Genomic DNA, 12,186 nt, shown 5'->3' on the forward strand with positions numbered 1-12,186 from the left:
GAATAACCGCCTTGCCGTCGCCTCGCTGTACCGTTTACCGGCACATGCCCCTACAATGAACAATCGGTCCGGCGCATCGCGACCGGCCCCCGATCTCAGACCTTCGATGTGTCGCCATGCCAGGGTAAGGGGCGACCTGTAAATTAGCCAGCCGCCCCTTGCCAAGCTGAAGAACCCAAAAACAACGCAATAAGTAATAAAGTAATCCGAACCAAGAAAGCGCCTTAACGCCCCCAACATTCTGGAGAGACTTATGTCTGGCCTGCTACCCGACGTCGACCCCGACGGGCTTCTCGAATACTCCGTCGTATATACCGATCGTGCTCTCAATCATATGTCGTCCGCTTTTCAGGACGTCATGAACGACATCTCCCGCACGCTGAAGACGGTGTACGGTGCTGATGCCGCCATTGTTGTGCCTGGCAGCGGAACGTTCGGTATGGAAGCCGTGGCCAGGCAGTTTGCCACCGACAAGCGCTGCCTGGTAATACGCAATGGCTGGTTCAGCTATCGCTGGACGCAAATCTTTCAGGCCGGCTCCATTCCCTCGCAAGAAATCGTGTTGAAAGCCCGCCCTGTAGAGGCTGGCCCCGAAGCTGCATTTGCCCCGCCGCCCATCGACGAGGTGGTCGAGGCCATCAAGCGCGACAAGCCTGACCTGGTCTTTGCCGCCCACGTCGAAACGGCCTCGGGCATCTTGCTGCCCGACGATTACCTGCGTCGTGTTTCCGAGGCCGCCCATTCGGTCGGCGCCTTGTTTGTGCTCGACTGCATCGCCTCGGGCACCATCTGGGTCGACATGCGCGACACCGGTGTCGACATTTTGATCAGTGCGCCGCAAAAAGGCTGGACCGGGTCGGCTTGTTGCGGTTTGGTCATGCTGTCGGCCAAAGCGCTTGAACAGATTGAGCACACCGCCAGCACAAGCTTTGCCTGCGATCTTCGCAAATGGCTGGGCATCATGCGCGCCTACGAACAGGGCGGCCACGGCTACCATGCCACCATGCCTACCGATTCGCTTACCGTGTTGCGCGATGCGATGGTCGAAGCCGAGTCGGTTGGGTTTGAAGCGCTGCGCAAGGCCCAGTTCGAGCTGGGAACGCGGGTGCGTGCGCTGCTGCGCGAGAAGGGTTTCAAAAGTGTTGCCGCGCCTGGCTTCGAAGCGCCCGGCGTGGTAGTGAGCTACACCAGCGATGACGGCATTCATTCGACCAGCAAGTTTGCGCAGGCCGGCATCCAGGCCGCAGCCGGCGTACCTTTGCAATGTGACGAGCCTGAAGGCTTCAAGACCTTTCGTCTGGGCCTATTCGGCCTTGATAAACTGCGCGACGTTGGCAGCAGCGTCGAACGTCTGAAGAAGGCGCTGGACCAGATTTTGCCGGCGTAATAAAAAAAGCGCCGGGCAGCCTCAACGGCGGCGCATCATGCAATCCATAGCAAAATAACCGCCCGCCTGCGCGCGAATTTCTATTTGCGCAGGCGGGCGCGCCCCGGGCTTCAGCGTGACTCTGGCACGCGCCGGGTTTGCATGAACTCTTCGAAGGTTTCGCCGCGCATCAGGGCGTAGACCTCGAGGTTGGTCTTGCGCACCACACGAGCAAATTTTTCGACGACAAAGAAGCACGCGCCGTATTGGACAAGGCCGAGCCAGTCTTCGTTGCGCACCAGCTCTTTCTCAGTGTCGTTTAGGCCGGCTTCTTCCATAAGGGCTTCGGGGTCGGCTTTGTAGCGATCACGCCATTCGGCGCGGATCATGTTCCAGAAAAAGCGGTTGAGCCTAAGGGCCTTATTGCTGGTTCGGATATCGAATGCGTACGTGCCTTCGATGTCTTCGATGCCTTTGAGTTGTGGGTTCATGGTTGTGCCTACGCGGATACGTTGTCGAAGGTTTGAGCGGCAGCCGCGGTGGCCTGCCCCGCCGGCTCTTCGCCTTCTTCGTAGAGTGCGAGGGTCATGGCGGTGGTGGTGGCCAGGTAGTAGTTAAGATGCAGCCTGCGGATTTTTTCTGGCATGGCGCCGCGCATGGCCAGCCACATGATCTGCTCGACGCTTTCGGCGCCGCCCAGCCGCACGAAATCGGCATGAGTCATGTCCAGGAGCTTCTCGGGCTCGAACTGCAGAAGGCGCAGAAACTCGTGGTCCCATTCTTCATTATTGAAACCGGTGCGCTCGCCGTGAATTTGATGCGAAAGGCCGCCCGTGCCCACGATGACCACTTTTAGGTCTTCGGGGTAGGATTCAACCGCTCGACGCACGGCCTGGCCCAGCTTGTAGCAGCGTCTGCCGGTGGGTAGCGGATATTGCAGCACGTTGATGGCGATGGGCACCAAGGCGCCCGGCCAATCAGGGTCGTGGGGCCAAAGCAGCGGCAAGGGCGACGCGCAACCGTGATCGATGGGCTTTTCCTGGAAGATGGTCAGGTCGAATTCGTCGTTGACCAAAGACTCGGCGATATGGCATTGCAGGTCGACGTTGCCCTTGATGTGAGGCAGGGGACGAAGGCCGGCGCCTTCGTCGGCGACCGGAAAGCGATCACCCACGCCTAGCGCGAAGGTGGGATACATGTCGAAGAAAAAAGTGGTGGCGTGGTCGTTGTAGAAGAAGACCAGCGCATCGGGTTTTTTCTCGGCAAGCCACTGTGCGACCGGTTTGTAGCCGTCAAACAGTGGGGCCCAGGCGGGATCGGTCTGGCGACCTTTATCGTAAGCGACGCCGATGGTGGGAACGTGCGAAGTGCCGATGCAGCCGATGATCTTGGCCATGCTGTGTATCCTTGAACGAGTTGGACGACCGAATGCCCCGAGCGCTTTGGCGCCGGTGGGGACATTATACTTTTTGTTTCCTGACCAGGCCCTAACGGTGCGGGCCGAGCACCGACGGTGGAATCCATTAAACTTGTCGCCAGTGGCGCTGCGAGGTCGCAACGCTGGTTGGCCGCCCATGGAACTACCTGAACACAAGCCTTCGATGCCGCGCCGTGTCGCACACCTGGACATGGATGCGTTTTTCGCCTCGGTCGAGTTGCTGCGTTACCCCGAGCTGCGGGGGCGCCCCGTCGTTATCGGAGGGCGTGGCGATCCGCCCTTGCAACTTAAGGACGGCACCCATCGCTTTGCCCGTCTGGGTGATTATGTCGGACGAGGCGTCATCACCACATCCACGTACGAAGCGCGCAAGTTCGGCGTCTTTTCGGCCATGGGCATGATGAAGGCGGCAAAGCTGGCCCCCGAGGCCATTCTGCTGCCCAGCAACTTTGCCACCTATCGAGACTACTCGCGGCGCTTCAAGGAAGCGGTGGCTTCGGTCACTCCGTGTATTGAAGATCGCGGTATAGATGAAATCTACATCGACCTGACCGAGCATGACGAAGCGGATGAGCCCCTGGGCCGCCGCATCAAGGAGGCCGTACGCGAGGCGACGGGGCTGTCATGTTCGATTGCCATCGCACCCAACAAGTTGCTGGCCAAGATTGGTTCCGATCTGGATAAGCCGGACGGCCTGACGCTTTTGGGCATGGACGACGTTCCGAAACGGATCTGGCCCTTGCCGGCGTCGAAGATAAACGGCATTGGGCCGAAGTCGGCGCGCAAGCTCACGTCGCTGGGAATAGAAACGGTGGGGCAACTGGCGCAAGCCAGCCCGGCGATGCTGCAAGAGCATTTCGGCCTGAGATATGCGCGCTGGCTGCTGCGGGTTTCCAATGGCCACGACGAGCGGCCGGTAGTGACATATTCGGAACCTAAGTCGATCAGCCGCGAAACCACTTTCGAGCGCGATCTGCACGTCGTGCAGGATCGGGCCCGGCTGTCTCAGGTCTTGACAGGCTTGTGTGAACAGCTGGAAAGCGACTTGAAGCGCAAGCGAGTGGTAGGGCGTACAGTGGGCATCAAGCTGCGCTTCGATGATTTTCGTACCGTCACCCGCGACCTGACCTTGCCTTCCGACATGGCTGATGCGCAGGCAATACGTGGTGCTGCGGGCCAATGCCTGAAGCGAATCACTTTCGAAAGCCGGATACGATTGCTGGGTGTGCGGGTCAGCGGCCTTCGGAAAGCTCCCAACGGGCCTGAGCTGGACAGGCAACTGAACTTACTGGATTAAGCGGGGCCGTTGCGCATTTTGGCTTTTCATTCTGCGCGCACGGCCATGCGTACCGTGGTGCGATGTTAAATTAATCGAGCGACCACTACATGCAAGGCGGCTTCTCTGCTACGCTTTAGCTTAGCCTGCGCCGGCCTGTGGAAACTTTGCAGACGCGGCTGTTCATGTTTCGCTTATTTTTTTTAGTTGGTTGGAGAAATACGAAATGAGTACCCTTCTTTATGGTGCCAATGTGCATGCCAATGGCATACGGCAACACTATTTGCGCTATGGCGGCCAGAAAGGCGAGCGCGCCGGCCGCGACGCAGTAATCATCATCCCGGGCATTACCAGCCCGGCCATCACATGGGGCTTCGTCGGCGAGCGTTTCGGCACTCATTTTGACACCTATGTGCTGGATGTGCGGGGGCGTGGGCTGTCCGAGGCATCCGAGGCGCTGGACTACAGTCTGGATGCACAGGCGGCCGACGTGGCTGCTTTTGCCCAGGCGCTGGGCCTTGAGCGCTATGCACTGGTGGGCCATTCTATGGGAGGCCGCATTGCACTGCGGGCCGCCCGCAGCCAGCCGAAGGGCTTGACCCGCATGGTGCTGGTCGATCCGCCGGTGTCGGGTCCGGGCCGCCGCGCCTATCCTTCCAAGCTGCCGTGGTATGTCGACTCGATGGCTCTTGCGCGACAGGGCTGCGATGCCGAGGCCATGCGTGAATTTTGTCCCACCTGGACCGACGAGCAGCTTGCGCTGCGAGCCGAATGGCTGCACACCTGCGACGAACGCGCCATCATCGACAGTTTCGAAGGGTTCCATACCGACGACATTCATCCGGATTTTCCTGAAATCAAGGTGCCGGTATTGTTGATGACGGCGGAGCGCGGTGATGTCGTGCGCGATGAAGACGTCGAAGAGATCCGCGGCTTGTTGTCTTCCATCAAACATATTCGAGTTGGCGGTGCGGGCCATATGATCCCCTGGGACAACGAAGAGGGCTTCTACGAAGCGTTCGGCAGTTTCCTGGGCGCGCGGCTTGCACCTCGGGCTTAAGGCGTACATTCTTTAGCTTACCAAGGAGAAACCCATGGCTGTAAGCGACTACCAATTGCTTCAGGCCTGGCAGCAGGTATTGAAGCTTTCCCGGCTCGAGCCGGGCCAGACCGTGACGATACTGACCAGCGCCTCGACTCATCCACAAACCCTGGCCATGGCCGGCATTGCGGCGCAGTCCATGGGCGCCATCGTGAACCGCCTGGACCTTCCCCCGGTCAATGCCGAAAAATCCCTTAGCCGCGATCCGCTGGCCTATTTGGGCACCACCCCGCTTACCGGCAACACGGCGGCTATCGCCACGCTGAAGGCCAGCGACCTGGTGCTTGACCTGATGACGCTGCTGTTCTCACCAGAGCAAATCGACATTCTTAAAAGTGGTACCAAGATACTGCTTGCCGTCGAGCCGCCCGAGGTGTTGGTGCGTACGGTACCCACCGAACAGGATCGCACTCGCGTCAAGGCGCACAGCGACCGCCTGGGCCGGGCCAAAGAGATGACGGTAGTGTCCGACGCGGGCACCGATATTCGTTTCGCGTTGGGCGAGTTTCCGGTTATCAGCGAATATGGTTACGTCGACGAGCCCGGGCGTTGGGATCACTGGCCCAGCGGCTTTTGCTTCACCTTCCCCCGCGAAGGCGGCAGCAACGGTGTCATTGTCATCGACAAGGGCGATATTCTATTGCCGCAAAAAAGCTATACCTCCGACAAGATTGTGCTGACGGTCGAGAACGGCTATGCAGTCAAGATCGAGGGCGGTGTCGACGCCGAGCTGCTGCGCGATTACATGGCCTCGTTCAACGACCCGGAGGGTTACGCGATCTCGCATATCGGCTGGGGCTTGCAGCCGCGCTGTCACTGGTCGACCCTGGGTCTATACGATCGCGAGCAGACCATCGGCATGGATGCGCGCGCCTACGAAGGGAATTTCCTGTTTTCTTTGGGGCCCAACAACGAGGCAGGCGGTAATCGCACAACAGCCTGCCATATTGATATTCCGTTGCGCAATTGCACGGTACGGCTGGACGGTGCTGATGTGGTGCGTTACGGGCAGGTAATAGAGGATTAGATTGCAATGAGCAACGATGTGCAGACGTATTCGCGCCAGGGCTTTGGCGCTCAGCTCGAACTGAAGGCTCCGGTTGGTTTACTGATCATCGACCTGGTCAATGGCTTTGCCGACCCCAAGGTATTCGGTGGCGGGAATATCCCGCAGGCGATTGCCAATACCGTTCCGCTTTTGGCTGAGGCACGCAAGCGCGGCTGGGTGGTGGCTCATACGCGCATTGTCTTTGCCGACGACGGCTCGGATAACAATATTTTCAGCCTCAAGGTTCCCAGCATGCTGGGCCTCAAAGAGCGCGACCGCAACAGCGCCATCGTGCCCGAGCTTGCCCCGGCTTCAGGCGAGCTGGTGGTTCGCAAGACTGTGCCCTCGGCCTTTTTTGGCACTTCGCTGGCGGCATGGCTGGCGCAGCGCGGTGTCCAGACTCTGGTGGTGGCAGGGGCGGTTACCAGCGGCTGCGTGCGCGCCAGCGTGGTCGACGCCATGCAGTTCGGCTTTCGGCCGCTGGTGGTGTCCGACTGCGTGGGCGACCGCGCCATAGGGCCGCACGACGCCAACCTGTTCGACATGCAACAGAAGTACGCCACCGTAATGACGCGTGACGAGGCGTTGGCGGCATTGGCCCAAATCGAATAGAACCGCCGGCGTGCTTCCGCGTATGGCGTTGGGCTAAAATCGGCCTTTAATTGCCGTTCTCCGTTCTGGAGGCGGGGCACCTTCGGAGCAAACATGAAATTCGATCGGTCGGGCGTCGACGCGCTTATGGATATTACGGCTCGTCCGGAACTTGTGTTTGTGCGAGGAGAAGGCTCTTGGCTGGAAGATCATACGGGTAAGCGCTATCTCGATCTGGTACAGGGTTGGGCGGTTACGTCACTAGGACATTGCCCGGCGGCGCTTGTCGAGGCCATCACCGCCCAAGCCAAGACACTGATCAACCCTTCCCCGGCGTTCTATAACCAACCATCGATGGATTTGGCCAAGCGCCTGGTGGGTGCTTCGTGCTTCGACCGGGTCTTTTTCGCCAACAGCGGCGCCGAAGCCAATGAAGGCGCCATCAAGCTGGCCCGCAAATGGGGCCGGGTCAGGCGTAACGGCGCATACAAGATCATCACGTTTGAAAACAGCTTTCATGGCCGCACCTTGGCCACTATGTCAGCATCCGGAAAACCAGGGTGGGACACTTTGTTCGCGCCTCAGGTCGACGGCTTCCCAAAAGCCCGCCTGAACGATCTGGCGTCCGTCCAGGCGCTGATCGATGACCAGACTGTTGCGATCATGCTTGAGCCTGTCCAGGGCGAGGCGGGCGTGCTGCCGGCTTCGGCGGGGTTCATGCAGGCTCTGCGTGAATTGGCCGATGAGCATGGCATGCTGTTGATGGTGGACGAGGTGCAGACTGGTATGGGCCGTACTGGAAAAATGTTTGGCTATCAGCATTCCGGCATTACGCCCGACATCATGACGCTGGCCAAGGGCATAGGCGGCGGCGTGCCGCTGGCGGCTCTGTGCGCCCGTGAAGAAGTTTGCGTGTTCGAGCACGGCGATCAGGGTGGCACTTATAACGGGAACCCACTCATGACGGCGGCGGGCATTGCGGTGTTCGACACTATCAATGCGCCTGGCTTTCTTGATTCCGTCAACGAGCGTGCGCAACAGCTTTCCACTGGCTTGCTGGCGCTGTCTACCAAATGGGGTATGAAGGGCGAGCGCGGCCAAGGCATGCTTCGCGCGCTGTTGATGGATCGCCCGGATGGGGCCGCTATTGTAGAGGCGGCCCGTAACCGCTCGCCCGAAGGCATGCTGCTTAATTCGCCGCGAGCCGACCTGCTGCGTTTCATGCCGGCGCTTAATATCACGGCGGATGAAATTGATCTGATGCTGGTTTGGCTGGACGAGGTGATTGCGCAGGTGCGTGGTTAAGTGCGCCGCTGAGGCGTAGGTCTGTCTGGCAGTTTTCTTTTTTGCTGATAGGCCCTAGCAGCCCAGGTAACGAAATTCCGACGGCGACAATCGAAACAGGCGTAAAGCCTACATAGGTTTAGTTTATAGGGTCGTGCAGGCCTCATTGGAACGCCAGGTCGGCAAGCGGAAGATCGAGTGCAGGTGTTTGCAGCAGGTGGGTGAGTTTCTCAAGGCGCAGTCCACGGATGTGGGCGGCGCCTACCCGGCCCCGCGGCAAGGTGACCTGGGTGAACCTTAAGCGAACAACAGGAATTGCTCCGATTGCGGGTGGGCGTTCTTTTGGGCATCGCCGCATGGAGGACGGTACTGTGGCCCATAGGCCGTGGATATCGTTGAGATGGATCGAGGTGTCTTATTGTGGCATAACTGCTTGGGGTCTGCCGGAGCAAGAACTCGAAGAATGAGGAAAAAAAGCCCACTTATTTCAAGTGGGCTTCAAAATCAACGTTGTAGAATAAGTAGCTGCGTCGTCCGGGCTATCCATCACACTGGCAAGCTGCCATGATTAGAGCTTGCCGTGACGCGACGGATGACGATACCGCCAAGAACTGTTAAAAGCTGTGCCGCAAGCCTACCATGACGGCCGTTTGGCTAGCGCCGAAGTCGGGACTCGCGCCTTGAGAGCCGCTGCTTGCGGATACATTGGCGTCGCCCTTGTTGCGGACATAAGCCGTTGATAAGTATGTAGTGGTTCGCTTGGAAAGTGCATAGCGTACGCGCGCGACATATTGCCAGGTTTTGGAGCTGTCGGACGCATTTTTGTAGTTAAGGTGATTGACTGCGCCGTCCAGCGCGAAGGCGGGCGTAAATTGGTAGGTGGCACTGAGCGACCAAAGGTCGCTGCGGTTACCCAAGGTCCGCGACCCTGCACCGGGTACGGGGTTGCTCAGGATTCCGCCTTCATTTTTGCGATTCAGATAGAGCGCCCCGATTTTGAGTGCGTCGAACTTGACATAACCATTTATGGTCCAGCGTATGTCTTTATGATCCGGGTTAGACAAGCCGCTGCCCGGCCAAGAGGTGTCGCCGCCTTGGATGACGTCGTAGGCACTGGCGACTCCCCAGTTGGCGGAGTCATAGCCCATCATGAAAGAATAGGCTTGGCAGGCCGAAGAGTCGGTATAGTCAACGCCACACCCCCGCGCTGCTGGGCCGCCTGTACTCACGGTGTCGCGACCGCGGGCCCAGGCTGCACCGAGTTTGAAGCCATCAAAGCTGCCGCGATACGTGATGGCGTTATCCATGCGGGCGTTGGGAATATAGTTATCCAACCCTCCCAGGCCCTGAGAGTTCGGCCCCAAAAGATTGGCACCCAGCGTTCCCCAGAACAGCATGTTGTATTGGCGACCGAAGGCGATCTGGCCCCAGTCGCCTTTCAATCCCGCCCAAGCTTGGCGACCGAATAAACGACCGCCTTGCCCCTGCACGCCGGTACCCGGTGTGAAGCCGGATTCCAGGGTGAAAATTGCGCTTAGGCCGTTTCCGAGGTCTTCGGTGCCCCGTAGCCCCCAGTTGGACGGTACGGAAGAAGTCAGGGTGTTGAAGTGGACTGAACTGTTTGCTCCGCCTGTTCCGTCGGCAATGTTGTTGACATATTCGACACCTGTGTCAATGGTGCCGTACAGCGTGACGTTGGTGGAGCTCTGTGCCCCGGCCATAAGGGGGAAGGCTATGGCCAACCCGATTGTTAATATTTTCGACCTCATTTATTTCCTCCGTGAGTGAAAAGCAATGGCACTGTTGTCATGCCTTGACGATTGTTGACGTAATAAAGAGATCGTATTATTGTCTACAATCTACTTGCCTGCAATATGCGCTAGGGTAAATACTGAAGGAAGCGGGCGGGAGGAGGACTGCGGCCTGAGGGACTGGCTCTATGGAGACGAGTGTGGATGGTTGAATTGCGCTATGGGGCGTGAGCAATTCAAGCAGTGAAATGCTGGTATTTACCCTAGACCCTATTGCAGGCAAGTAGATTGTAGACAATAATACAATCTAACTATTACAAAACTGTCAGAGCACGATGGCGAACAAAGGAGGGACTATGGAGAGTAGTGACGCAATGGCCAAGGGGTGGAGCTTAAGCTCAAGCGCAATCGCTTTGCTGATTATTCTATCTGCGGTGATCTATTCGTTGGGCATTTTGCCCGAGTTCGGAATCATCATTTACAAAGAGCAGTACTTGGCGTTTTTTCTGACGCTTTGCTTGGCATTGACCTTCATCAAGGTATCAGCTCAGCGCAACAGTGACAAGCTCAGGACGGTTGTGCCATGGTATGACGTCGCCTTTGTCGTGGCGTCTTTGGCAGTAGGGATCTACATGTTCTTTGGCTACCAAAGCCTGATTGTCGGCCAGACTGGCTTGCTGACGAACGATAAGATCTTGGCCAGCGTAGTTGGAATTGTGCTGTTGCTTGAGGCAGTTCGCCGGCACGCGGGCTGGTCCATGGTTGGAGTTTGTCTCGTGGCGCTGGCCTATGCTTATTTTGGACATCACCTGAGCGGCATTTTCGAAACGCGGGTGATCAGGTGGGATAGGCTATTTGTTTACACCTTTCTGGGCGAGGACTCAGTATTGGGTATGCCCCTAGCGGTGGCAGGTACGATCATTGTGGCGTTCGTACTGTTCGGGCAAATGCTGTTTCTGGTGGGCGGGGGCGATGCCATCTCCAACTTTTCGCTTGCCTTGATGGGCAAGCGTCGAGGCGGGCCGGCAAAAGTTTCCGTAGTGGCCAGCGCGTTATTCGGTTCATTGTCGGGCAGCGCTTCGGCCAACGTTGCCACCACGGGCATCGTCACGATTCCAATGATGAAAAAGGTAGGCTACAGCGCGGAAAAAGCGGCAGCGGTAGAGGCGGTTTCATCAACGGGCGGGTTGATTCTTCCTCCTATCATGGGCGCGACTGCTTTCATCATCGCCGAATTTCTAGGTGTGCCTTATTCCGAGGTTGCGCTTGCCGCGCTGATACCGGCCTTGCTGTTCTTCCTGTGCGTATATATGCAGGTGCATTTCGAGGCGGGCAAGGCGGATCTCAAGCCACTGGACATGGACAAGGCGCCAAGGTTGAAAAGCTCCTTCCTGGCGATGCTCCCCATGTTGATACCGTTCGGGGTGCTTGTTTATGTGTTGTTTTCAATGTCATGGACAGCCCAGGCTGCGGCGTTTATCGCGACAACGGTCACGGTGATATGTAGTCTGTTCTGGCGCGAAAAACGCGTCTCGTTGCGCAAGTACGTCAGTGTGCTGATATCAGCAGGTGAGATGGTGGTTTTTATTTCCCTGATGTGTGCCGCAGCGGGGCTTGTCGTCGGTGTATTGGGGCTGACGGGCCTCGGCGCGAACCTGGCACAAAACTTCATCACCATGTCGGGTGGGAACGTAGCGATTCTGCTGCTGCTCGCCGCCATTGCGTCCATCGTGCTGGGAATGGGTGTCCCGGTTACAGCGGCCTACATCATCTTGATCGTACCGATAGGTCCGGCACTGGTACAGGCAGGTGTGAATGAACTCGGCACGCATCTTTTCATCTTCTATTTTGGAACGCTGTCTTTCCTGACCCCGCCTGTGTGCCTTTCCGTATTCGTCGCGGCGTCATTGGCAAAATCCGCGGTATGGAGCACAGCCATGTACTCGATGCGCCTGGGGGTTGTGGCTTATGTGATTCCGTTCATTTTTGTCATGAATCCGGCGTTCTTGCTGCAGGGCGACTCGGCAAGCATATGGAATGCCGTGGTCGCAGCGGTGGCAGGCATATTCCTTTTGTCAGCCGGCCTGGTTGGCTTTTATCGGAAGAAACTTGACATTGTGACCCGGGCGGGGATGGTTGTGCTGGGTGGCGTCATGTTGTGGTTGGGCGCTTCGTCGTGGTGGCTTGCTGCTTTGGGCTGGTTTGCCTTGATCGGCTTGTATGCCTATCAGCGTCCAGGCATGTGCATGGGGGGCGTGTCCGCGGTCAAAAGCTAGCCAGGTGAGGTGTGTTGTCTAAAGGCTTATAGCCACATGTTTATATAGAAAAGG

At 57.9% G+C, this 12,186-nt stretch carries 10 protein-coding genes; 7 read left to right on the forward strand and 3 right to left on the reverse strand.

What is annotated here, in order from left to right:
- Positions 1–253 precede the first annotated feature (253 nt).
- Positions 254–1,387: an aminotransferase class V-fold PLP-dependent enzyme gene (locus ACIY1O_RS08185; RefSeq protein WP_397474598.1), complete on the forward strand. Its 1,134-nt coding sequence runs from the start codon at positions 254–256 to the stop codon at positions 1,385–1,387.
- Between the two features lie 110 nt (positions 1,388–1,497).
- On the opposite strand, the gene ACIY1O_RS08190 is transcribed toward ACIY1O_RS08185, so the two are convergent.
- Entirely contained in the window at positions 1,498–1,857 is a 360-nt protein-coding gene (locus ACIY1O_RS08190) for a protocatechuate 3,4-dioxygenase (RefSeq protein WP_397474599.1), read from the reverse strand.
- A gap of 8 nt (positions 1,858–1,865) precedes the next feature.
- Entirely contained in the window at positions 1,866–2,762 is an 897-nt protein-coding gene (locus ACIY1O_RS08195; RefSeq protein ID WP_397474600.1) for a gallate dioxygenase, read from the reverse strand.
- 178 nt (positions 2,763–2,940) lie between these two features.
- Between ACIY1O_RS08195 and dinB the strand changes: the two genes are divergently transcribed.
- The 5 genes from dinB (at position 2,941) to ACIY1O_RS08220 (ending at position 8,126) form a co-directional block, all read left to right on the forward strand.
- A complete protein-coding gene (dinB, locus tag ACIY1O_RS08200) occupies positions 2,941–4,101 on the forward strand; it encodes a DNA polymerase IV (protein ID WP_397474601.1) in 1,161 nt (386 codons plus the stop codon).
- A 205-nt stretch (positions 4,102–4,306) separates the two neighbouring features.
- Positions 4,307–5,140 (forward strand): alpha/beta fold hydrolase, encoded by an 834-nt coding sequence (locus ACIY1O_RS08205; RefSeq protein WP_397474602.1) that lies wholly within the window; start codon positions 4,307–4,309, stop codon positions 5,138–5,140.
- A gap of 34 nt (positions 5,141–5,174) precedes the next feature.
- Positions 5,175–6,209: a 2,5-dihydroxypyridine 5,6-dioxygenase NicX family protein gene (locus ACIY1O_RS08210; protein WP_397474603.1), complete on the forward strand. Its 1,035-nt coding sequence runs from the start codon at positions 5,175–5,177 to the stop codon at positions 6,207–6,209.
- 6 nt (positions 6,210–6,215) lie between these two features.
- Positions 6,216–6,842 (forward strand): N-carbamoylsarcosine amidohydrolase, encoded by a 627-nt coding sequence (locus ACIY1O_RS08215; protein WP_397474604.1) that lies wholly within the window; start codon positions 6,216–6,218, stop codon positions 6,840–6,842.
- Between the two features lie 93 nt (positions 6,843–6,935).
- Positions 6,936–8,126 carry an acetylornithine transaminase gene (locus ACIY1O_RS08220; RefSeq protein WP_397474605.1) on the forward strand — a complete coding sequence of 397 codons (1,191 nt, stop codon included), beginning with the start codon at positions 6,936–6,938 and terminating at the stop codon, positions 8,124–8,126.
- A gap of 593 nt (positions 8,127–8,719) precedes the next feature.
- On the opposite strand, the gene ACIY1O_RS08225 is transcribed toward ACIY1O_RS08220, so the two are convergent.
- Positions 8,720–9,874 (reverse strand): porin, encoded by a 1,155-nt coding sequence (locus ACIY1O_RS08225; RefSeq protein ID WP_397474606.1) that lies wholly within the window; start codon positions 9,872–9,874, stop codon positions 8,720–8,722.
- A 338-nt stretch (positions 9,875–10,212) separates the two neighbouring features.
- Between ACIY1O_RS08225 and ACIY1O_RS08230 the strand changes: the two genes are divergently transcribed.
- The gene (locus ACIY1O_RS08230; RefSeq protein WP_397474607.1) at positions 10,213–12,132 is read left to right on the forward strand and encodes a TRAP transporter permease; all 1,920 of its coding nucleotides are present in this window, start codon (positions 10,213–10,215) and stop codon (positions 12,130–12,132) included.
- Positions 12,133–12,186: the final 54 nt, after the last annotated feature.

The sequence above is a fragment of the Pusillimonas sp. genome, from assembly GCF_044464525.1.
Classification (GTDB): domain Bacteria; phylum Pseudomonadota; class Gammaproteobacteria; order Burkholderiales; family Burkholderiaceae_B; genus Pusillimonas.